General features: G+C 69.9%; 20 protein-coding genes and 1 pseudogene. 14 read left to right on the forward strand and 7 right to left on the reverse strand.

From position 1 onward, the window contains the following. Positions 1 to 129: 129 nt before the first annotated feature. Complete coding sequence (locus tag QCN29_RS17145; RefSeq protein WP_279929017.1) at positions 130 to 324, reverse strand: DUF397 domain-containing protein; 195 nt, start codon at positions 322 to 324, stop codon at positions 130 to 132. Then, positions 324 to 1169 (reverse strand): helix-turn-helix domain-containing protein, encoded by an 846-nt coding sequence (locus tag QCN29_RS17150; RefSeq protein WP_279929019.1) that lies wholly within the window; start codon positions 1167 to 1169, stop codon positions 324 to 326. The genes QCN29_RS17145 and QCN29_RS17150 overlap by 1 nt, the downstream gene beginning before the upstream one ends. Before the next feature lie 204 nt (positions 1170 to 1373). On the opposite strand from QCN29_RS17150, the gene QCN29_RS17155 reads away from it, so the two are divergent. Further along, positions 1374 to 2042, forward strand: coding sequence for an ATP-binding protein (locus tag QCN29_RS17155; protein ID WP_279929021.1), 669 nt, complete (start codon positions 1374 to 1376; stop codon positions 2040 to 2042). Here QCN29_RS17155 and QCN29_RS17160 read toward each other — a convergent pair. Next, a complete protein-coding gene (locus QCN29_RS17160) occupies positions 2012 to 2263 on the reverse strand; it encodes a hypothetical protein (RefSeq protein ID WP_279929023.1) in 252 nt (83 codons plus the stop codon). The genes QCN29_RS17155 and QCN29_RS17160 overlap by 31 nt on opposite strands. Before the next feature lie 381 nt (positions 2264 to 2644). Here QCN29_RS17160 and QCN29_RS17165 point away from each other — a divergent pair, with 381 nt between their 5' ends. Then, a complete protein-coding gene (locus tag QCN29_RS17165) occupies positions 2645 to 2959 on the forward strand; it encodes a hypothetical protein (RefSeq protein WP_279929025.1) in 315 nt (104 codons plus the stop codon). Between the two features lie 32 nt (positions 2960 to 2991). Here QCN29_RS17165 and QCN29_RS17170 read toward each other — a convergent pair. Continuing rightward, positions 2992 to 6119, reverse strand: a pseudogene (locus tag QCN29_RS17170) (DUF3427 domain-containing protein). Positions 6120 to 6191: 72 nt separating this feature from the next. Further along, positions 6192 to 7193 carry an SEC-C domain-containing protein gene (locus QCN29_RS17175; protein ID WP_279929027.1) on the reverse strand — a complete coding sequence of 334 codons (1002 nt, stop codon included), beginning with the start codon at positions 7191 to 7193 and terminating at the stop codon, positions 6192 to 6194. A gap of 165 nt (positions 7194 to 7358) precedes the next feature. Between QCN29_RS17175 and QCN29_RS17180 the strand changes: the two genes are divergently transcribed. From QCN29_RS17180 to QCN29_RS17200, 5 genes are all read left to right on the forward strand, one after another. Beyond that, on the forward strand, positions 7359 to 8099 hold the full coding sequence (locus QCN29_RS17180) for a class E sortase (RefSeq protein WP_279929029.1): 741 nt from the start codon (positions 7359 to 7361) through the stop codon (positions 8097 to 8099). Positions 8100 to 8126: 27 nt separating this feature from the next. Then, a complete protein-coding gene (locus QCN29_RS17185; protein ID WP_279929031.1) occupies positions 8127 to 8438 on the forward strand; it encodes a DUF6412 domain-containing protein in 312 nt (103 codons plus the stop codon). A 101-nt stretch (positions 8439 to 8539) separates the two neighbouring features. Continuing rightward, positions 8540 to 9211, forward strand: coding sequence for a YidC/Oxa1 family membrane protein insertase (locus QCN29_RS17190; protein WP_279929032.1), 672 nt, complete (start codon positions 8540 to 8542; stop codon positions 9209 to 9211). 120 nt (positions 9212 to 9331) lie between these two features. Beyond that, a complete protein-coding gene (locus tag QCN29_RS17195; protein WP_240135601.1) occupies positions 9332 to 10192 on the forward strand; it encodes a fumarylacetoacetate hydrolase family protein in 861 nt (286 codons plus the stop codon). Between the two features lie 95 nt (positions 10193 to 10287). Then, positions 10288 to 11781, forward strand: coding sequence for a choice-of-anchor A family protein (locus QCN29_RS17200; protein WP_279929035.1), 1494 nt, complete (start codon positions 10288 to 10290; stop codon positions 11779 to 11781). Here the strand turns inward: QCN29_RS17200 and QCN29_RS17205 are convergent. Then, positions 11778 to 12278, reverse strand: coding sequence for a heme-degrading domain-containing protein (locus QCN29_RS17205; protein WP_279929036.1), 501 nt, complete (start codon positions 12276 to 12278; stop codon positions 11778 to 11780). The two genes, QCN29_RS17200 and QCN29_RS17205, sit on opposite strands and share 4 nt — an antisense overlap. Positions 12279 to 12295: 17 nt before the next feature. Beyond that, the gene (locus tag QCN29_RS17210; protein ID WP_279929037.1) at positions 12296 to 13375 is read right to left on the reverse strand and encodes a Gfo/Idh/MocA family oxidoreductase; all 1080 of its coding nucleotides are present in this window, start codon (positions 13373 to 13375) and stop codon (positions 12296 to 12298) included. Positions 13376 to 13436: 61 nt separating this feature from the next. Between QCN29_RS17210 and QCN29_RS17215 the strand changes: the two genes are divergently transcribed. From QCN29_RS17215 to QCN29_RS17245, 7 genes are all read left to right on the forward strand, one after another. Next, positions 13437 to 14792: an ROK family transcriptional regulator gene (locus QCN29_RS17215; protein WP_279929096.1), complete on the forward strand. Its 1356-nt coding sequence runs from the start codon at positions 13437 to 13439 to the stop codon at positions 14790 to 14792. Between the two features lie 388 nt (positions 14793 to 15180). Beyond that, positions 15181 to 16179: a hypothetical protein gene (locus QCN29_RS17220; protein ID WP_279929038.1), complete on the forward strand. Its 999-nt coding sequence runs from the start codon at positions 15181 to 15183 to the stop codon at positions 16177 to 16179. Positions 16180 to 16415: 236 nt separating this feature from the next. Further along, positions 16416 to 18608 carry a SpoIIE family protein phosphatase gene (locus tag QCN29_RS17225; protein ID WP_279929040.1) on the forward strand — a complete coding sequence of 731 codons (2193 nt, stop codon included), beginning with the start codon at positions 16416 to 16418 and terminating at the stop codon, positions 18606 to 18608. Positions 18609 to 18721: 113 nt separating this feature from the next. Then, a complete protein-coding gene (locus QCN29_RS17230; protein WP_279929042.1) occupies positions 18722 to 19501 on the forward strand; it encodes an HAD-IIA family hydrolase in 780 nt (259 codons plus the stop codon). 112 nt (positions 19502 to 19613) lie between these two features. Then, a complete protein-coding gene (locus QCN29_RS17235; protein WP_279929043.1) occupies positions 19614 to 20264 on the forward strand; it encodes a hypothetical protein in 651 nt (216 codons plus the stop codon). A gap of 2 nt (positions 20265 to 20266) precedes the next feature. Further along, the gene (locus QCN29_RS17240) at positions 20267 to 20944 is read left to right on the forward strand and encodes a class F sortase (protein ID WP_279929045.1); all 678 of its coding nucleotides are present in this window, start codon (positions 20267 to 20269) and stop codon (positions 20942 to 20944) included. A gap of 306 nt (positions 20945 to 21250) precedes the next feature. Beyond that, complete coding sequence (locus QCN29_RS17245; protein ID WP_398859325.1) at positions 21251 to 22267, forward strand: glycoside hydrolase family 6 protein; 1017 nt, start codon at positions 21251 to 21253, stop codon at positions 22265 to 22267. The last annotated feature ends 12 nt before the right edge of the window (positions 22268 to 22279 follow it).

Consider the following 22279-nt stretch of genomic DNA (forward strand, 5'->3'; position numbering starts at 1 on the left):
CCGTCTGCTGGGCTTCACAGCCGACCCAGTGGCGGACCCCGTAATGCCACGGCCGGAGAACTGAGGTGCGCCGGACGGCGGATAGGTGCCGTGCCTCCAGTGCCCAGGTGGTCCACGCGCCGACCCGACTCAGCCGAGACAGTTCTCCCTCACGGCTCCGATGAAGACACCCCACGCCTGCGCGGGGACCACGAGCTGCCTGGCCACCGGATCTTTGCTGTCGCGTATCGCTGTACGCGCGCTGAGTCGAGCTATCTCCACACACTCGGTGCCGCTGCCGCCGCTGTACGAGGACTTGATCCACTGGAGGTCGTCGCCGCCCATCACAGCTCCTTGCAGGCCCGGTCGAGGAGCGCGACCGAGGATGGAATGTCCAGCGCCTGGGCGCGCAAGTATTCGAATGCCAGCTTATAGCGGTCAAGTTCCTCGGGCTTCTCCATGAACAGGCCACCCCCGATGATGTCCACGTACACCACATCCAACTCAGGCGTGGGACCGCCCAGGACGACGAAGCTGCCCACGGCAGCAGCGTGAGCCCCTGTTGCGAAGGGCAGCACTTGAACGGTGATATGGGGCTCGCCTGCGAGCGTCCGCAAGTGATCCAGTTGCCGGCGCATCACGCTGCGCCCGCCGACGACCCGGCGGATGACGGCTTCGTCGACCACGGCCCAGATGTGTGGCGGTTCCTCTCGGTCCAGCAGTTCCTGTCGCTTCATGCGGATGTCGACCATGTGTGTGATCTCTTGCTCACTGCATCGCATTTCGGAAGCGCGGTGGACAGCTTCGGCGTACGCGCGTGTCTGGAGCAGCCCAGGGACGTACATGCAGGCGTAATGGTCCTCGCGTACGACCTCGTCCTCCAAGGTCAGCATGAGGCTCATTGACTCGGGGATCGGGTCGGCGAGGGAGTGCCACCAGCCCTTAATCCTGGCGCCTTTGGCAAGTTCGACCAGTGCGCTCCGCTCTTGCTCACTCGAACCGTACTCACGACACAGGGCATCGACAGCGGGCCACTTGACGCTTCCCTCCTTGGTCTCGTACCTGCTCAGGGTCGCCTTGGAGATACCGACGCGTGCCCCCGCTTCCTCAAGGGTGAGACCTGCACGCTCCCGTAGGCGACGCAGGTCGGCCCCGAGCTGCCGCCTGCGTGTGGTCGGTCCAACTGCCATTGCTGTGGCCCTTCGTGTTGATCTGCCCGAGCGTGCATGCCCACCTGCCGTACAGACAAGGTGGCGTGCGCGGGGAGCGCGCACATGTGGGTCTGCGCTCCCTCATATCAGTGATGAGAGTCTCATTTTGAGAGTTCCAATGTCACGATGGCGATGCAAGGCGCTACCGCATGTAACTACCGCCTGCCGGAGAGGTGACTGGAAATGCACGAGTGTCGGTGTGAAGTCCTTAGGAAGCCTTGGGAACTTTCGTTCCTTGCGGAGGCGCGGGAAGTAGCCGGGCTGCGGCGGGTGATGCGGCTGCACCTGGCGACTTGGGGTCTGCCGAACGTGATCGAAGCGGCTCAGCTGTGTGTCACCGAACTGGTCAGCAATGTGGTCCGTCACGTGGGGTCAGGAACACCCGCGACACTTGCCGTGTCGATGCGCGGTCCTGCCGTTCGTATCGAGATCCGCGACCCTGATACGCGGGCGCTCCCCACCCTCGTGTCAACGCAGGTGGACGACGAGGAGGGGAGAGGCATGGCGCTGGTCGATGCGACGGCCGAGCGATGGGGTGTTGTCCTCAATGGAGACTCGAAGATCACATGGTGTGAACTCGCCACCGGGCTCGACTCGGCGCGGGGTCATATCAAGGATGTTCGGGTAAGCAAGGCAGAGGCTGTTCTGGCGATCTGTAGCGCGTCGCCAGAAAGGTGGGAGGTCTTCGGCCAGATGGGCGTTCGCGAGGCGCAACGAGACGCGGTCATCCTCATGGCCGACCTGCTGCACTGGATGCGCGCCCATGGGTGCGACCCGGACGAAGCGCTGGACCGGGCACAGGTGCTGTTTGAGGCCGAAGCCTACTCCGAAGATGTCTCGCTGCAGGCGTAGCCCTGCTCCGCCTGCCAGATCGTCTGAATGGAGAGCGCGGCACAGAGGTCGCGCAGGTCCTTGCGTGGCTCGGACGGCGTGAGAATCGCAAGCGACGGCGTTGGCGTTATAAAACGCTGGTAGTCGAAGAGTTGACCGATCGCCGTGCGGATGGCTTCGCGTGTGGCAGCGCTTTTCGCCTCTATCAGCGTGTCTGTGGTGGCATCATAGAGGTCAGTCAAGAGGGGGCTAGATTCTCCCTGTGGTCGTATTTTGAATCGACTGACCTGGTGCCCCAGGTTGACAAGATGGTTATGGTAGTCGCTAACTAGCTCCGACTCCCGCCGATTTACGATGATCGATTTATTCGAGCGGTTGGCGGATGTCGTGGAGGTGAGGTTGCGTTCTACGGAAGTTATTTCAACTTCTGTCTGTGATGCCGGGACTCTGCTGATCCTCGGTTCTCTCACTGAAGAAGCGTCCACCGGTATGAGACGGAACATAATGGCTGACCGCTGGATACCTTCGACGTCGGGAGTCTCGGTGCGATACCAGGGATTCTCGCTCGCTAGCACAAATTCGCCTCGGTAGGCGACAACGCCAGAAGCTATCCCTTCGAATAGGTGGAGGGACTTTCCGGTTTTGGTGTGTTCCAGGACTGCTTTATTGCCGCGGGTTATTTGCTGATCACCGTGTCGGCCCGCTCCGCAATAGTGATAGTGGCCATCTTTCCCCCAGCCGTCTCTGTAGCCGTACTGCGGGCCTTTGGTGTGATCGGTGAAGAGGAATATATAAGGGCCTTTCCCGGATGGGCAGATTCCCCCTTGGGGGCTACCGCCGTACTGTTCGTGGATCTCCTGACGCCGACGGCGCTCGTCAACTTGTATGTCCAGCACAAAAATACCCTCGGTGTCTTCGGTGAATCGTTTCTTTTTTAGTCGTGCAAGGAACAGGGGCCGGGGGGGAACTGCTAGCTTGTGGCAATCGTGGAGTAGGTCCAGACATCCGCCGGCATCTCATGTCTGAGCTTCCAGGTAACCTCCATGGGTTTGCTTCCCTTGTGCTCCACATAGTTGGCGGGGCCGAGGAGCATCCACGGCTGTGGGCCACCGATGTCGGTCTTCTTGTAGCGACGGACGAAGAGCAGTACATGACTGCCTTGGGTGGCGTGGGTCTGGTAGCGGATACCGGTCGGGGAAGTCTCCGATGTCTGGTTCTGTGACTCCCAATGGAAGAGCGAGTCGCTCATGGCATAGTCGCGATAGCGCGTCTGCGGAGAGAAGTCCTTGGCGTCCTTCTCCAAGGTGATCAGCAACGCGTCCGTCCTGATGCTTTCACACCACTTCACTCCCTCACGGAAGTGTCCTGGCATAAATCCACCAATGAATGACTGACCCAATGCCGGGAGGATCTCCTCGCGGCTGTAAGAGGCATGGACAGTCAGCGGTAGATCGGCTAGGTCGCCGGTGAGTGCGATGGGTACGTGATCGGCTCGGTCGAGGGTGTGTGCCAGGACTTGACGGAGCTCATCGCGAAAGGCGTGGTGTGGGCGGAGCGAAGCGATCCCTTCTTGGTAGGAGGCGAAGCCTCCCAAGGGCCAGAGCGAGAAGTAGAGCATGCGCGCATAAGCCTTTTCTCGCTCGTCGAGCTCAGCGTACGCAGGCGCGTCATCGTCCAGCAGCCTGCTATAGGCGGCAACCCGCTGCGGGTCGTCCACATGCAGGAACGCCGATACTCGCTTTAGTAGTGCGTGCTCCTCCTCAGGACCTTCCTTGGGCAGCAGGCCCGCGCGACGGAGCAGCCCTGTCCAGGAGTTGCCGTTGCCGCGGTAAAGCTCCTTCAACTCCCGGCCGCTTTCTCTCAGGTAGGTGGAGAGGTGAAGCACGCCGTACTGGCCGACCTCGTTGGCGAGTTGTGTCACATTGACGCTGAGCTGGCTTCGCACGTTGTTGATGATCATTTCCTTGGCCTTGGACTCAAGGATGATCTGGCAGCCGGACGGCAGCTGGGGGAAGTCATGCTCCATGCTGTCCAGCAAGCGGTTACGGGTGAGATTGGTGAGAGCCCGGAACTGTTCCTCGAATCGGAACTCCTTGTGGTGCTGCCCAATGAAGTCCAGCACGGTCAGTACCGGTTTTTTTCGGTTCGCCGCAACCCTCTGCCGAGCTGCTGTAGAAAGACGGTGGCGCTCGATGTGGGGCGCAGAAGCAGCAGTGTGTCGACGTCTGGGATATCGAGGCCCTCGTTGAGGATGTCTACGGAGAATATGATCTGAAGCTCGCCCGACTTGAGAGCGTCGAGAGCCGCCTTTCGTTCTTCATGAGCTGTCTCCCCGGAGAGAGCGCATGCCTTGAACCCTGCGCGCTCGAAGAATCTCGCCATGAAGTGCGCGTGCGCTACTGAGACGCAGAACCCGAGGGCTCGCATCGAGTGTGGGTCGGTGATCTTGTCGATCACTGCTCGGACGACGAGACGTGCCCGAGCGTCATTTCCGGTGAAGAGGTTGTCGAGCTCCGAGACATCGTATGATCCGCGTTTCCAGGCAACGGCGCTCATATCGGTGTTGTCTGTGACGCCGAAGTAGTGGAAAGGGGTGAGTAGATCGTTCTCAAGGGCTTCCCAGAGCCGCATTTCGGCGGCGATACGCCCATCGAAGAACTCATCCTGGACGTTGCGTCCGTCCATGCGCTCTGGAGTAGCGGTAAGGCCGAGCAACTCCAAGGGGGTGAAGTGGTCGATGATCCTTCGGTAGGTAGGGGATACGCCGTGGTGAAACTCGTCGATAACGATGACATCGAAGTGGTCGGGCGCAAAGCGCTCAAGGGAACGAGCGTTGAGTGACTGCACACTCGCGAAGACATGCTGCCAGTTTTCCGGCACGATGCCGCTGTGTAGCTGCTCACCAAAGTTGGCGTCAACGAGTACGTCTTGGTATATGCGCAGGGACTGTCGTAAAATCTCCTGCCGATGCGCAACGAAGAGAAGTCGCAGGTCGCGACCGTACTGCTGTCGCAGGTGTTTGTAATCAAGGGCGGCCATAACGGTCTTTCCCGTGCCGGTGGCGGCCACCAGAAGATTGCGGTGGCGGTCATGGACCGTGCGCTCCACCTCAAGCCGCTCCAGCATGTCGCGCTGATGAGGGTAGGGGCGAACCTCTAGGCCCGACAGTGTGATACGTCCGCCTGGGGCGGTGCTGGTACCTCGCCCCGCACGCTGGAGCGCCTCATCAAGGCGGGATGCGTCTCTGTCTGGCACGTATCGCTCAAAGGCCGATTCGCTCCAGTAAGGATCAAAGGTCGCCTCGAACTTGCGGAGTACGTCAGGTGTGGCAATGGATGAGAGGCGGACGTTCCACTCCAGGCCGTCGAGCAGTGCGGCTTTGGAGAGATTGCTGCTTCCGACGTATGCGGTGTCGTAGCCGCTGTTGCGTCGGAACAACCAAGCCTTGGCGTGTAGCCGGGTGGATCGAAGCTCGTAATTGACCTTCACTTCGGCGTTGAACCGCTGGACCAGCTTGTCCAGGGCTCGCCGCTCTGTAGCTCCGATGTACGTCGTGGTGATGACGCGGATAGGTACTCCACGTGTATGGGCTGCTTCAAGTGACTGCTCGATGACACGGAGCCCGTGCCACTTCACAAAGGCGCACAGGAGGTCGACTCTATTGGCAGTGGCGAGCTCAGCACGAAGCTCAAACCCCAGGTTTGGGTCCTCCGGTGAATTGGTGATCAGCGCTGTTTCGGACAGAGGCGTCGCAGGGCGGATGGCATAGACACCTTTGGCCTCCTGCTCGGCGATGGCAAGCAGCTGTCGCGGACCGGCTGCGACCAAGTCGACCCACTCACGGGCTCCCTCAAGCGTGTTCATGGACTCGAGGATGTGATTCGCCGCGTGGACCCGTTCATGAGCTGGCAGCCGTTCGAGGATGCGCTTTGTCGTCGCCGCCACATGCCGCGCCAGGACTTGAGGTGTCGAATCCGGGCTGACCGTATCGTCGATGGCCTGCCAGCTACCGCCCTGGCTGAGGTTTTCCAGCTGGTGCTCAAGCCGCAGCGTGATCAGTTGCTCATACAGCCCGGCAACAGGCTGATCTGTATCCATGGAGCCGGTCACCTGTGTCCCTCCCGTTTGTTGCTCCAGTGGTACCAGGCCCCACTGACAACTGATCAGGTATTAGCCGTCTCCGTGGCAGTCGCGGTATGCCGTGCCCGAGCCGCACCAGCAGGGGGCGCCCTTGGAGGGCGGCCAGGGGGTGGCGTGGCCGCGGGCGGCGAGGGTGGTGGCGTATTGGGGGAGGAGCGCCGGGTTGGCGGGGGTGGACTGTTCGGAGGCGGCGAAGGCCTCGTAGGAGGGGACCGTGCCGCGGACGATGCCCAGGTTGCGGGTGCCGGTGGCGGCGAGCTCGCGGAGGGAGGCTTCGATGTCCGTGAGGTGGGCCTCGTAGGTGGGGTACTCCGTCTGTAGCTCCGGGCAGGCCGTGAGGAGTTCGCGGAACTCGGGCTCCGGCCAGTGGAGGACGGTCACCGGGAAGGGGCGGGAGAGCGCGGAGCGGTAGGAGCCCAGCTCGGAGCGGAGGCGGGCGATCTCGGCCTGGAGTTCGGCGGGGTTGTCGGAGCCCAGGGCCCACAGCCGCTTGGGGTCGTGGAGTTCGTCCAGGGAGATGTCGCCGGTGTGGACGCGGTCGGCGAGGGCGTCGCGGTCGTCGTGGGGGAGGCCCAGGAGCCGGCGGACGCGGTGGCGGCCGGTGAGCAGGGACTGGATGGAGTAGGGGACGTCGTTCTCGCCTGCCGGGAGGAGTAGCTCAAGGGCCGCGGTGAAGCAGTCGTGGGAGTCCTCGAGCTCGTCGTGGGACTCCAGCGTCTCCGCGACGATCTCCCACGGGGCCGCGTCCGCCGGGGCGGCCGCGCGGACGCCGGCGATCAGGGCGCGGGCCTCGGCCTCGTGGCCGTACTCCCAGAGATTGGCCGCTTGGAGGGCCTTGATCAGCAGGGGGTGTTCCGGGGAGTCGGTGAGCAGACGGTCGTAGAGGGCCGAGGCGCGTTCGCGGGCGCCGGCGAGTTCGAGGTGGGCCGCGGCCCGCAGGAGCAGCGGCTCCTTGTCCTCGGGGTAGCGCTCGGCGGTGCGCAGCAGGCGCTCGGCTTCGGCGGAGTGGTCGGCAGGCGTGTCGGGGCGCATGCCAGACACCGTACTGCCGTATGGGGGTTCGGCGGGGGCGCCCCGATTCTCATCTGCGCCTGGTGACTTGGGCAGGTACGGCCTATCGTGCGCCCGTGCTGCAGCAGCGGAGGGCGGTCGTGGTGCGGGGGCCCGCGGGGGGCGCGGCGTAGGGCATTCGCGCGTGTGCTGTGGGGCGTCGCCGAGCTGGCCGTCACTCTCGGGGGCGTCGTCCTTCTCCTCGTCGTACACCAGCTGCAGTGGACCAACCTCCAGGCCCGGCATGACGCCCGGCGGCACGTCCGCGTCCTCGAGCAGCAGTGGGAGCGGGCGGAGGGCGCTGAAGAGGAGGGCGGTGAAGGGGAGGGGGCTGAAGGAAAGTCGGGTGAGGGGGAGTCGGGTGAGGGGAAGAACCGGGCGGCCGATGGGGGTGGGGGCGAGAAAGGGGAGACGCAGGGCACAGCTTCTCCCGCTCCCTTCCGCGGCTACGCCGTCCTTCGCATCCCACGCCTCGGCGTCGTCGCCCCCGTCGCCCGCGGGGTCGGCAAGCGTGAGGTGCTGGACCGCGGGTTTGTGGGGCACTATCCGGATACCGCAGCGCCGGGTCGCGCCGGGAACTTCGCGGTCGCGGGGCACCGCAACACCCACGGGGAGCCCTTCCGCCGCATCGACCGGCTGCGCAAGGGAGACGAGGTGCGGATCGAGACCGCGCAGGGCGTGTACGTCTACGAGGTGGACCAGACCCTCGCGCAGACCACGCCCGGGGACACCGGCGTGATCCAGCCCGTGCCGCGCAGCCTGGTGCGGCCCTCCGCCGGCTACGACCGGCCCGGCCGCTACCTCACGCTGACCACCTGCACGCCCGAGTTCAGTTCGGCCTACCGGCTGGTGGTGTGGGGGGAGTTGGCCGCGGTGCGGACCCGGTAGTCGTGTATAACGGGTGTGTACAACGGTATGGACAGATGTGCGCATGAGGGGGGAGGGACTGTGTTCCGGCCGGTCGCGTTCCTCTTTCTGCTGCTCATCGAGGTCCTCCTTGTCGACGGCGACGGCGGTCTGGCCGCGGTCGCCCTCGCTTTCGCCGCGGCCGCCGTCTGCGCCGTCATCAGTGCACGCTGTGCGCCCGCCGTGCCCCGCACCCGCGTCCGCACCGCCATCCGCGACCGTGAGCGGCGTACCGCCTTCCTTCCTCAGCGTGATCCGGACGCCCGCGGGCGCACCAGGCCCCGGGCTCCCGGGCGGGGTCTCCTCGTGACGGCCGCGTAGGAACGAGCGGGCGGACTCCAGTCAGCCGACCGGTCCCTCCGCAGTCGTCATGCCGCATGCACGTTCTCCATCGGCACGACGAGACCCCGGAGGGCTCACCCATGTCCTTTTTCGCCACGCTTGTCGAGCAGCTTGCCGCGCTGCTCCGGCCGCTGTTCCACACATCCGCCACGGCCGCCGCGATCGTGGTGTTCACCGTGCTCGTACGGCTTGCGATCCATCCGCTCTCCCGTGCCGCCGCCCGCGGCCAGCGGGCCAGGGCGCGGCTCGCGCCGCAGGTCGCCGCGTTGCGCACGAAGTACCGCAATGATCCGGAGCGGCTCCAGCGGGCCGTGTTGGAGCTGCACGGCAGGGAGAACGTGTCCCCGCTGGCGGGCTGTCTGCCCAGCCTGCTGCAGCTGCCCGCGTTCCTGCTGATGTACCACCTGTTCGCCGGCGGCGGCGTCGGCGGGACGCTGCTCGCCGCGCCGCTCGCCGGGAACTGGCTGTCCGCGATCGGCCAGGGCGGGGTCTTCGGTCCGGCCGGACTGGTGTACGTCGCCCTGTTCTTGATCGTGGCCGCCGTTGCCACGTTCATGTACGTGCGGGGGAAGCGGCAGTTCGCAGCCTCGGGGGCGACGCCGGAGGGGGTGCCTGCGGGCGTGACGAAGGCACTGCCGCTGCTGTCCTTCGGCACGTTGGTCAGCGTCGCCGTCGTCCCCCTCGCCGCTGCCCTCTATGTCACCGTCAGCGCCGCCTGGACCGCGGCGGAGCGGGCGCTTCTTACGGCCTAGCGGCGGTCCAGGTGGTGAACAGGGTCTTGCGGAGCGGCGGGGGCTCTTGGAGGATCAGCCAATCCTCCGATGGCCGCACTCCATCGGCCGGGGCCTCACCTCGACCACAGGGAGAAGACCATGAAGCTGCTGCGTGTCGGTGCGGCGGGCGCGGAGCGTCCGGCGCTGCTCGACGAGGACGGGACGACCCTGCGGGATCTGTCCGGGCTGGCGGCGGACGTCGACGGGGAACTGCTCGCCGATCCGGATGCCCTCGCCCGGGTGCGGCAGGCTGCGGCGGGCGGCGAGCTGCCCGCCCTGGACGCCGCCGGGCTGCGCATCGGACCGCCCGTGGCCCGTATCGGCAAAGTGGTGTGCATCGGGCTGAACTACCACGACCACGCGGCCGAGACAGGTGCGGAGCCCCCCGCCGAGCCGGTCGTGTTCTTCAAGGCGGCGGACACGGTCGTCGGCCCGCACGACGTTGTCCTGGTGCCGCGGCGCAGCCGCAAGACCGACTGGGAGGCGGAGCTCGCGGTCGTCATCGGCCGGACCGCGCGCTATCTGGCGGACGACGAGGACCCGCTGTCGTACGTCGCCGGATACGCGGTCTCGCACGATGTCTCCGAGCGTGAGTTCCAGCTGGAGCGCGGCGGGACCTGGGACAAGGGCAAGAACTGCGAGACGTTCAACCCTCTCGGGCCCTGGCTGGTGACCGCGGACGAGGTTCCCGACCCCCAGGCGCTGTCCCTGAGGCTGTGGGTCAACGGCCGGCTCCGGCAGGACGGCAGCACCGCGGACCAGATCTTCCCGGTGGCGGACGTCGTCCGGTACGTCAGCCGTTTTATGACCCTGTACCCCGGCGACGTCATCAACACCGGCACCCCGGCGGGCGTGGCGCTCGGGCAGCCGGAGCCGAAGCCGTTCCTGCGCGCGGGCGATGTCGTGGAGCTGGAGATCCAGGGGCTCGGACGGCAGCGCCAGGAGTTCAAGGACGCGTAGGCGGACGAGCGAAACGAGGGAATGCGGGGCGGCGCGGCGGGTGTGTCGGGCGTGTTGGCCGGGCCCGCCTGACCGATTTTCACATATTGCGACGTATGAGAAAGAAGACTTCGCCGCGCTCCCGCGCCGCCGTGTCCGCCTCCGCGAGCGTCGCCGGGGCGGCCGTCCTCCTCGGAGCCCTCGCCGCCTGGGGGGTCGCCGCCCCGCTCCCCAGCGGTCTCGGGCACTGCCTGCCGGGCCCCTGCCCCACTCCGCATCCCGAGCTCTACAACGGCCCGCTCGCCGGCCGGGACAACAACATCAACATCTTCGTCGGCGATGACTTCCTCGTACGGGGAGCCGCCGCCGAGGCGGAGGGCAGGATCGTCGTCCTCGACCGGTTCGACATGGACAAGCGCACCGGCGCCTCCGCCGTCTACAACGTCGGCGTCGTGGGCGTCGGCTCGCGCGTGCCTCCCGACGACGGAACGGACTTCCTCACCGCGGGCGGCGATCTGACCGTCGCCGCCGGGCAGCGCCTGCTGGCCGAGGAGGGCCGCGCCTCCGGAGTCGTACGGTACGGAGGGACCCTCACCGGCGCCGTCATCCCGTCCGCCGTGTCCGACCCGGGGGCGGCCGGCCCGTTCACGGAGCTGCGGCGGGAGTTCGCCGCGGCCAGCCGCTGCTACGCGTATCCGGACGGGGACGCCCCGCGCGAACCCACCGGAACCGCCGTCAACAACGGCGGCGCGACCGTCTTCACCGGCGACGGCGTCTCCGGCCTCCAGGTCTTCAACGTCGACTTCGATCTGACGACGGAGTCCGGCGGGCAGCAGGGGATCACCTTCCGGGGCATCCCGTCGGGCGCGACCGTTCTGGTCAACCTGATCGGGGAGAGCCGCACCGTCAGCACGTATACCGGGAGCCTGCCCGGTGGTCTGCGGGAGCGGCTGCTGTGGAACTTCCCCGATGCCACCACCGTACGGCTGGTGGGCACGGGGCAGTTCCAGGGGAGCGTGCTCGTGGGCGAGCCGCACAGCATGACGACGGTGACGCTGCCCGGTGTGAACGGCCGGCTCTTCACCACGGGGTCGCTGACGCACACCTCGGAGGAGGGGAGGGGCGGCGGGCAGGAGCTGCACGCGTATCCGTTCGACGGGGAGCTGCCGTCGTGCGTCGAGGAGTCGCCGACGCCCGAGCCGGCGTCCCCGGACCCGGCGTCCCCGGACCCGGCGTCCCCGGACCCGGCGTCCCCGGATCCGACCGAGCCGGAGCCGATTCCCGCGGGCTCGGGCTCGGACCCGAATCCGACCGGCCCTGCCCCGAGTCCCGCGAGCCCTGCCCTGAGTCCCGCACCAGCAGATCCCTCGTCGAGCGGTGATACGGCGGGCGGTTCCACCGGAGGCTCGGACGGCGGAACCACCGGTGGCGGGTCGACCGGCGGCGGTTCCACCGGCGGAACGACGGGCGGCGGCGAGCTGCCCGACACCGGCGCGTCGGGCAGCGGGCTCACCGTCCTGGCCGCGCTGTCCGCCGCCCTGCTCGCCGCGGGCGTAGGAGCCGTAGCCGTCGCCCGAGTACGGCGGAACACCCCCGACGACGAGGCCTAAGACGGCGTCTTCCGAAAGTGCTCCAGTATGAAGCGCTCCAGCGCCTCGACCACCAGCGCGTGGTCCTCCGCCTGCGGCAGGCCCGAGACCGTCACCGCGCCGACGACGCCCACGCCGTCGACCGCGAGCGGGAACGAGCCGCCGTGGGCCGCGTACACATCCGGGTCGAGGCGCGAGGACGCCTCGAACGTCGTGCCCTTGGCGCGTTGCCTGGCCCCCACCAGGTACGAACTCTCTCCGTAGCGCTCCACGACCCGCCTCTTGCGGTCGATCCACGCGTCGTTGTCCGCGCTCGAACCCGGCAGCGCGCAGTGGAAGAGCTGCTGCGGTCCGCGGCGAATGTCGATCGCGACGGGGGCACGGCGCGTCCGCGCCAGTGAGACGAGCAGCTTGCCGAGTGCCCAGGCGTCGTCGTACGTGAGACGGGGCAGGGTCAGTCGGCGCTCCTGTGCCTCGATCTCCTCGACGGCCGGCGGGGGCGGTGTGCTGCTGCTCATGAGGAGAGCTCCACTGCTCATGAGGAGAGCTCCACGGTCACGCCGTCACGGGCGGAGCGCAGCGCCGCCTCCAGGACGTCCAGTGCGGCGGCGGCCTCCTCGACGGTGACGGGCGGCGCGGTCCTCTCGCGCAGCGCCCGTTCCACCGCTGCGTAGTACGCCGGGTAGGCGCCCGGCACGGTGGCCAGCGGCCGGCCCCCGCCGGTCAACGGGGACTCGCCCGCTCCCACCCGGCCCCACGCCGACTCCGGCTCCACGCCCCACGCAGGCTCCCCGGGCCCCGGCCGCCGCCCCTCGCGCAGAGCGGCCTCCTGCGGGTCGAGGCCGTACTTGACATAGCCCGCGCGCGAGCCGAGCACCCGGAAGCGCGGGCCGAGCTGCGCGGCCGTGGCGCTGACATACAGATGGGAGCGCACCCCGCCCGCGTGCGTGACGGCGATGAAGGTGTCGTCGTCCGCCTCCGCGCCCGGACGGCGCACGTCCGCCTCCGCGTAGACGCGGAGCGCCGGGCCGAAGAGCGCGAGCGCCTGGTCGACGACATGGCTGCCCAGGTCGTACAGCAGTCCGCCGATCTCCTGCGGGTCGCCGGACTCCCGCCAGCCGCCCTTGAGCTGGGGACGCCACCGCTCGAAGCGGGACTCAAAGCGCTGTACCTCGCCCAGCTCGCCGTTTGCCAGCAGTCTGCGGAGGGTGAGGAAGTCACTGTCCCAGCGGCGGTTCTGGAAGACGGAGATCAGCAGTCCGCGCTCCTCGGCGAGCGCCGCCAGCTCGCGCGCCTCCGCTGCGGTCCCGGCGACCGGCTTGTCCACGACGACCGGCAGACCGGAACGCAGCGCGGCGGCGGCGAGCGGGACATGGGTCTTGTTCGGGGACGCGACCACCACCAGGTCGAGCTCGCCGCTCCGGTCCCACAGCTCTTCGGGCGAGTCGGCGAAGCGCACGGCGGGGAATTCGCCGCGCGCCTGCTCCCGGCGCTCGGGGCTGGAGGTGACGATCGTGTCGAGGGCGAGGCCCTCGGTCGCCGCGATCAGCGGGGCGTGGAAGACGGAACCTGCCAGGCCGTAGCCGACGAGTCCGACGCGGAGGGCACTCTTCATGGGCTTACTTAAACAACGCTGTTGCTAAAGTGCAAGCGGGCAGGACAATGGGCAGGTGACGATGTTTCCCCGAGGCGCCGGACCGTCTCCCGCCGGCGCCGGACTGCCCGCCCTGCGCAGCCACAACGCCGCTCTGGTCCTCGATCTGCTGCGCGCGGCGGGCGGGGACGGCATCAGCAGGCCCGAACTCGCCGAGCGCACCGGGCTCACCCCGCAGGCGGTCAGCAAGATCACGGCACGGCTGCGGGACGAGGGACTGGCGGCGGAGGCGGGCCGCCGTCCGTCAACCGGAGGCAAGCCCCGCACCGTGCTCCGGCTGGTCCCTTCCGCCGGGCACGCCATCGGGCTGCATCTCGACCGGGACGAGCTGACGGCCGTACTGCTCGACCTCGCAGGTGAGACGGTCGCGTACGAGACGAGGCCGCTGGACCTCGGCGCGGACGCGGAGGCGGTCGTCGAGGCGGTCGTCGAGGCGGCCGTCGACGCCGCGGCGGACCGGGTGCGGGCCGTCAGTGACTCCGGGGGTTCCGGGGACGTCGACGGCCCTGGGGGCTTTGGCAGTTCCGGTGGCTCCGCGGGCTCCGGTGGCTCCGCGGGCTCCGGGGAGCGGGCGGCTGGCATCGGCCGGGTGCTCGGCGTGGGGGTCGCCATGCCGGGCCCGCTCGACCATGCGCGCGGCGTGCCCGGCAGGGTCACCGGGTTCCCCCAGTGGGACGGCTACCCGCTGCGCGACGTCCTCGCCCGCCGCCTCGGCCTGCCCGTCGTCCTCGACAAGGACACCAACGCCGCCGCGCTCGGCCTCGCCCTGCGCGAGCCCCGCGAGTCCCGCGAGCCCGGCCGGTCCAGAGGGTCGAGCGGGGCCGGAGGCGCGTTCGCCTATCTGCATCTCGGTACGGGGCTGGGGGCGGGCCTCGTCCTCGGCGGTGCGCTGTACCGGGGCGCACGCACGGCGGCGGGGGAGTTCGGCCATCAGGTCGTCCAGTTGGACGGGCCCGTGTGCGAGTGCGGAGACCGCGGCTGTATCGAGGCGCTGTGCCTGGCCGCCGTGGCCCGCGGCGATCTGACCGAGGCTGCGAGGGTCCTCGGCGTCGGGGCCGCGAACCTCGTGGGGCTCCTCGACGTCGACCGGGTCCTGCTGGGCGGGCGGGTCGTCGCGGGTGCGGAAGAGGTGTTCGTGCGGGGGGTGGGGGAGGCTCTCGCCGCGCGTACGGGTGTGGCCGCCGAGGCTGCCGCGGGCGGTGTGCGACTGGTTGCGGAGGGGGCGGCACAGCTGGTGCTCGCGCCGGTCTTCGGGCGAGCGGAGGCCGTCCCGGCGCGCCTGGCGGACTCGGCGGACCTGGTGTTCCCGGTCTTCCCGGCGGACCTGGCGTCCCCGGTGTTCCCGGCGGACCTGGCATCCCCGGCGGACAAGGTGTAGTCGGCGCGCCCGGCGGACCTGGCATCCCCGGTGCTCCCGCCTGCCCGGGCCGCCGCAGCGAACCCCGGACCCGCTGTGCCCGGGCCGCCCCCTCCGCACCGAAGCAGGGGGCTGCCGATCCGGCCGATCCCCCGGCGGCCGGGACCGCCGGTGATCGCCGGGACCGCTGAGCCGCCGGGCTCGCAGGGACGGTAGCCGGATGATGGCCCAGGGCCGTGTGGAGCGCTGCCTCACCGGGTCCGATGGGGCGATGCCGCACGCCAGTCGGGTCGTCCCGCGCCGCGGTGCGCGAGTCGCGCCGCCCTGTGTGGCACACAGACCATGGGCGGCCGGTGCGCTTCCTCCGCTCCGCCGCCCAGCGAGCAGCACGCGACAGCAAAGGCAACCCATGCGACTGCGCAACGCCCTCGCCGTCACCGTGACCGTGGCCGCGGTCGCCCCCGTGGTGGTCCCTGCGTCCCTGGTCGTGGCGGCCACGGCCCGCGCCCCCTCCGACACCCGGGCGGCGGGACCGCCGAGCCGAGCCGAGGCCCTCGTCCCGGGGCCCGGCCCGGCGTCCGCCGGCCCGGCATCCTTCTCGTGGTCTGTCCCCGCACCCTCGCCGGCACCGGCACCGGCACCGGCACCGGCACCCGCTGCCGCGTCCGCGTCCACCCCGGTCCTCGACCCGGCGGCGGAGGACGGAGCGCCCGGCCGCCGGGAGCCCGCCGACCGCCAGCCCTCCTGCGGCAACCCGTCCGACCCGGACTTCCCCATCGAGACCCGCGTCCAGGACGGCCCCGAGGAGTACCGGCCGGGCGGGGGCTTCCAGGAGTGGTCCCTGGACCTCGGCAACACCACCCGCGAGACCTGCCACAACATCCACCCGGTCGTCGTCTTCACCTCGGACGACCCCGCGGCCCTCACCGCCGACCAGTTGCGGCTCGAGTTCCATGAGCCCGAGGCCGGCCGCTGGCGCCCGGTGGACCTGGAGAAGACCTCCGAGGACGAGATCGTCGGCGTCGTCGATGCGCCCGACTTCCCCGGCTTCGCGGTGCCCGCGGGCGCCTCCGTGCCCGTCCGCATGCGGCTGGCCGTCGACGCCGAAGCGCCTGCCCCCGCCCGGGTGACGGCCAACGCCGCGGTGGTGCAGCGCAAGGGCGGCGACGGCGAGTGGGTCGGGGAGTCCGGCGACTACCGGTTCGCGGTACGCGACGAGGAGGCGGTGCACGACGAGGAGAAGGACGAGCCCGTCGGAGCGGCGGAGGACGAACCCGCCCAAGTGCTGAAGGAACTCGCCGCCACCGGTGCGCAGGTGCTGCCGTGGGTGGGGGCCGGGGCGGCCATGGTGGCGCTGTGCGGCGGAGGGCTGCTGCTGGCGGTGCGCAGGGCGCGACGCCGGGGCTGACCGGCCCTTCCGGCTGGTCGTGCGCAGCTCAGGGTGCTGCTCGGCGGCGATGGGCGACGGCGGCGACGGGCGACGGCGGCGACGGGCGACGGCGGCGACCGGCCGGCCCATGTCCAGCGGCCTGCCTGCTGAAGCCCGGACCGGTTGCGTCCGGCAGCGCGGTCCACCTCGGTTCACGGTCTGTGCCACCCCACGAATGCGGGCGTATGGTCCATGTACAGGCGTATGGTCCGTGTATGAGTGACTCTCGATATGTGAGTGACTCTCGGTGCGGTCGGCGTGGGTCTCGGCCCGGCGCCGACGCGGGCGCCGGTTCCGCTGCCGGACGGCTGGACGCCGCGCTGGTCGACGTCGTGCGGGACACCGGGGCGTCCATGGGCCTCGTGTATCTGTCGGCGCCGGGTGAGCGCATGCTGCGGATGGCGCTGTTCTCGGGAGCGCCCCGCCAGATCGCCGCACCCTGGGCCCGGATTCCGGTGGATGCGCCGATCCCGGTGGCGGACGCGGTCCGGGACCGGAAGCTGGTGTGGCTGGGCAGCCAGGAGGAGACCGCCCGCCGCTACCCCCGGCTCGGGATCGTGCTCCCGTACGATTTCATGCTCGCCGCAGCGCCCGTCGCCACCGCCGCCAAAGTGTGGGGCGGCCTCGTACTGCTGTGGCCGGTCCGACACCCGGCGCAGCTCAGCGGTACGGAACGGACCGCGCTCGACCGCTTCTGCCGCCGAGCGGGTCTGCTGATGCAGCAGGCCGAGGACAGCGGCCACCCGTTCGTTCCCGCGGACGAGCCGAGGTCTGTGCCCCCGCTGCCCCGCACCGAGGCGGACCCGGAGCTGGCCGCCTCCGCCCACGACTTCGCGGAGCGCCTTCCCATGGGCTGCTGCGCCCTGGATCTGGAGGGCCGGATCACCTTCCTCAACGCCGCCGGCGCGGAGCTGGTCGGCCGCGACGCGGCCTCTCTGAGGGGCGCGCGCCCGTGGGAGGCCCTGTCGTGGCTGTGGGACCCGGCCTTCGAGGACCGCTACCGCGCCGCGGTGGTCTCCCGCCGGCCGACCTCCTTCACCGCACTGCGCCCTCCCGACACCTGGCTGTTCTTCCAGCTCTACCCGGACGCGGACGGCATCAGCGTCCACATCACCCCCACCGGGGGGCCGCCCCTCGCCGATGTGCCGACGGACGCGGCCGTCGGTCCCGGAGCGCAGCCCGCGCAGCCCGCCGAACACGTGGGAGCCACGGCGCTGTACCACCTGACGCATCTGGCGGCGTCCCTCGCAGAGGCCGCCGGGGTCCACGAGGTGGCCGATCTGGTCGCCGACCAGATCGTGCCGGCCTTCGGGCCGCAGGGCCTGGTCCTGATGACCGTGAACGACGGGCGGCTGCGGATCGTGGGCCACCGCGGCTACAGCGAGGAGTTCATCAACCGCTTCGACGGCACGCCGCTGACCTCCGGCCTGACCACCGTGCAGGTCCTCGCCACCGGAGCACCCGTGTTCTTCCCCAGCTTCGAGGACTTCCAGCGCGCCTATCCGTCCGCGCCCCGCTACGGGGACCGAGACGCCTGGGCCTTCCTGCCGTTGATCGCTTCCGGCCGGACGATCGGCTCGCTCGTCCTCTCCTATGCCCGGTCCCGCCCGTTCCCCCCGGCGGAACGGGCGTTGCTGACCTCACTGGCCGGACTCATCGCCCAGGCACTGGACCGCGCCCGCCTCTACGACGCCAAGCACACCCTCGCCCACACTCTCCAGACCGGCCTGCTGCCCAGCGCCCTGCCCTCGATCGACGGCCTCGACGTAGCCGCCCGCTATCTCCCCGCCGGCCACGGCATGGACATCGGCGGAGACTTCTACGACCTGATCCGCTGCGACGCAGGCACGACCGCCGCGGCGATCGGCGACGTCCAGGGGCACAACGTGAACGCGGCCACCCTCATGGGCCAGGTCCGCACCGCAGTTCACGCCCACGCCACCGCCGGAGCGTCCCCCGGCGACGTCCTCGCCCGCACCAACCGCCTCCTGGCCGACCTAGACCCCGGTCTGTTCACCAGTTGCCTGATCGCCGAACTCGACCTGCCCCGCCACCGCGTGCGCCTCTCCACCGCCGGACACCCCCCGCCCCTGCTGCGCCACCCCGACCGGCACACCGAAGTCCTCGGCATTCCGCCCGGACTGCTGCTGGGGATCGTCCCGGACGCCGAGTACCGCACCGCCGAGTTCCCGCTTCCGCCCGACGCCGTGCTCGCCCTGTACACCGACGGACTCGTCGAATCACCCGGCGTCGACATCGACGCCGCCACCGCCGAACTGGCCGGGCATCTCCAACACGCCGCACAGCAGGACCTGGACGGCCTCGCCGACGCTCTCCTCCAGCACGCCCGGGCCGCCGCGCCGCGCGCCGACGACATCGCCCTGCTCCTCATCCGCCCCACCTTGTGATCGACGGGGTCAAGGTCCCGGGGGCTTGACTAGTCTGGGGGCGTCGCCACACCGTCGTCGCGGCGCCCCCGGCACCACCCCACCGCACCACGCGCACGGCAGGAGTCCGTCTGATGGCAGAGCGCAAGCCGATCGAATCCTGGCTCACCGACATGGACGGTGTCCTGATCCACGAAGGCGTGCCGATTCCCGGCGCCGACGCCTTCCTGAAGAGACTGCGGGAGGCAGGGCGGCCCTTCCTCGTCCTGACCAACAACTCGATCTACACACCGCGCGACCTGCACGCCCGCCTGGCGCGCATGGGTCTGGAGGTGCCCGTGGACAACATCTGGACCTCCGCGCTCGCCACCGCGCAGTTCCTGGACGACCAGCGGCCCGGCGGCACCGCGTACGTCATCGGCGAAGCCGGGCTGACCACCGCCCTGCACGACATCGGTTATATCCTCACCGACCACGCCCCCGACTACGTCGTGCTGGGTGAGACCCGCACCTACAGCTTCGAGGCGCTCACCAAGGCGATCCGGTTGATCAACGGCGGCGCCCGGTTCATCTGCACCAACCCCGATGAGACCGGCCCCTCTGCGGAAGGGCCGCTGCCCGCCACCGGATCGGTCGCCGCGCTGATCACCAAGGCGACCGGCAAGGAGCCCTACTTCGCGGGCAAGCCGAACCCCCTGATGATGCGTACGGGCCTGAACGCCATCGGAGCGCACTCCGAGACCAGCGCGATGATCGGCGACCGGATGGACACGGATGTGCTCGCCGGGCTGGAGGCGGGCATGGAGACCTTCCTGGTGCTCACCGGGCTTACCGGCCCCGGGGACATCGATCGCTATCCCTTCCGGCCGTCCACCGTCGTCGACTCGATCGCCGACCTCGTCGAGCGGATCTGATGCCTTCTCATCGTCCCTGAACCCGGCCGGACGTCCGTACGGGCTAGTCGGCCACTCCTGCGGATGCGAAGCCGCGCACCGGGCACGAACCTTCTGATATGGGAGGTTCACGATGCGTTCAGCTCTGATTGCGCTCCGCGGCGCCGGGGTGGCAGGCGTACTGATCATCGCGCCTGCCACCCCGGCCGCGTATGCCGCGGACCCGGTGAAGGCCACGCCGACGCCGGCCGCCGTGGCCCCCGGCGGGAAGGTGGAGGTCCGGGTCTCCGGCTGCCCCGAGGCGGGAGGGGCCGTCTCGTCCAAGGCGTTCGTCGCCGACGCGGAACTGGCCGCCGACGGCTCCGGCTCAGAGCTGATCGGCAGCGCCACGGTCAAGTCCACGGCGGAGGCCGACGCCCACGACATCGAGGTCGACTGCGGCGGGCGGGAACACCCCAGGGCAGGCCGCATCGAGATCGTCCACCGGTACGCCCGGCCGCATCCCTCCCGGCAGCCGGGGCAGTCCCCCCAGGCGCGTCCGTCCGCGGGCGGGCCGCAGGCGTCGCCGCGGCCCGCGAGCCCTGTGGCGCCCGTGCGTGCGGGCGGCGGAGGAGCCGCCACCCTGGCCGGAGGGCAGGCGGCCGAGCAGCCGTCCGCACGCCCCGACGTCGTGGAGACCGGCCCCGGCACCCCGCACACCGTGATCGGCCTGGTGCTCGCCGGCGTCGCGGCGGTCGCCGTGGCCTTCCGCTCCGCGCGCCGCCGCCGGTCGGGCACGGACTGAAGATGTCCTCCACCCCCTCCGCAGGCGGCCTGTCCGGAACCGGCCGGCTGCTCACCGGAGTGGCCTGGGCGGCGCTGCTGCCGGCGATCTGGCTGTGGGGAGGGGAGACCACCGCCGTGCCGCGCGGCGCGTCCGCCCCCATGACCGGCGACGTGGCGGCGGTCGGGCGCCCGCTGCGTGTCGAACTGCCGCCCGCCCACCGCCCGCTGGAGCCCGCCAGGCCGCACCGCGTCGAGGTTCCCTCGATGGGGATCGCCGCGCCCGTGGTCGCGCGCGGGCTCGATGCTGCCGGCGCGGTCGACCCGCCGCCGGACGCGATGCCGCACATGGTCGGCTGGTACGACTCCGGCGCCCGGCCCGGTGCGCGGGGCCCTGCCCTGCTCGTCGGCCACGTCGACACCCTGACCGAGCCCGCGGTCTTCTACGGGCTGAGCACCATGCGGCCCGGCGCCGAGATCAAGGTCACCAGGGACGACGGCTCGGTCGCGGAGTTCACCGTCGACGACGTCCAGGTCTTCGAGCGGGGCCGCTTCGATGCGCGGAAGGTGTACGGGCCGCATCAGAAGGGCCGCGCCGAACTGCGACTGATCACCTGCGGCGGGGAGTTCGACCGCCGGGCGGGGGCGTACACGGCCAATGTCGTCGTGTCCGCGTATCTGACGGGTGTCGCGAGGACATGAGCCGCGGGCGCGTGTTCGCGCCAACCGGTCCGGCCGGCGGGCTGCCGACTGCCGCGCGGCGCCGGCCGGACCGGCCCTCGACCGCGTCCCGCCGGGCTGCGGGAGAAGCCCGGGGGCCGCACGGGAGGGCGGAAGGAGCGCCGAGGCCCTGTGCGTCGCGGCCCCGGTAGGGAGGCGAACCCGCCGGGTCCGGAGGGCGGTCGGGGCTGTCCCCGCCCCGGCCCTGTGCCACGATGAAACCGCCCGGTGAATTCGCCCGGTCTTGTCCGGTGACATGCAGCTCGGCAGGGTTTCGAGGGGGAACGGATGTACTTCGGTCATATGGGCGGCCGCTTCCGCGGGGTGCTGGCCATGACGACGGGGGTGGCGACGGTGCTGTCGTTGGCGGGGTGTTCAGCGGACGACGGCGGGGACCCTCCGTCCGCCGACGGCGGAAAGCGCGCCGCGAGGGCGCCGTACTGGGTCAACCCGGACGGCAACGCGGCCCGGCAGGCCGCCGACTACCGTGCGGCCGGGGAGTCGAGGAACGCCGAGCTGATCCAGCGGATCGCTCAGCGCCCGGTCGCCGAGTGGATCGGCCCCGGCGATCCGGAAGCCGAGACCAGGCGGCTCACCGACGCCGCGGCCGCCGTGGACCGGGAGGCGCTTCTCGTCCTCTACAACATCCCCCACCGTGACTGCGGACAGTTCTCCAGGGGCGGCGCACCCGACGGGGACGCCTACCGCGCCTGGGTCGACCAGGTCGCGCGGGGCATCGGAGACCGGCGGGCCACGGTGATCCTGGAGCCTGACGCGGTGCTGCACCTGGTCGACAGCTGTACGCCCCCCGAGTTCCACGGCGAGCGGTACGCCCTGCTCAGCGGAGCGATCGCCCGCCTCAAGCAGCAGCCGCACACCACCGTGTACCTGGACGCGGGCAATGCCGGCTGGTCCCAGCCCGACGCCCTGCACGAGCCGCTGCGGCGGGCCGGCATCGAGCGGGCAGACGGGTTCGCAGTGAACGTCTCCAACTTCTACCCGACCGACGCCAGCATCGCTTTCGGCAAGGCGCTGTCGTCGAAGGTCGGCGGCAAGCACTTCGTCATCGACACCAGCCGCAACGGCAACGGGCCCTACACCGGCGCCGACCCGTCGGAGGACTGGTGCAACCCTCCGGGCCGCGCCTTGGGCGAGCCTCCGACGACCCGCACCGCGGACGCTCTTGTCGACGCTTATCTGTGGATCAAGCGTCCGGGGGAGTCCGACGGGGACTGCCGGGGCGGGCCGCCGGCGGGTGGCTGGTGGCCGAGGTATGCGCTGGAGCTCGCCCGCAACGCGAAGTAACGCCTCCAGGGG

The sequence above is a fragment of the Streptomyces chengmaiensis genome (genome assembly GCF_029846775.1).
Classification (GTDB): domain Bacteria; phylum Actinomycetota; class Actinomycetes; order Streptomycetales; family Streptomycetaceae; genus Streptomyces; species Streptomyces chengmaiensis.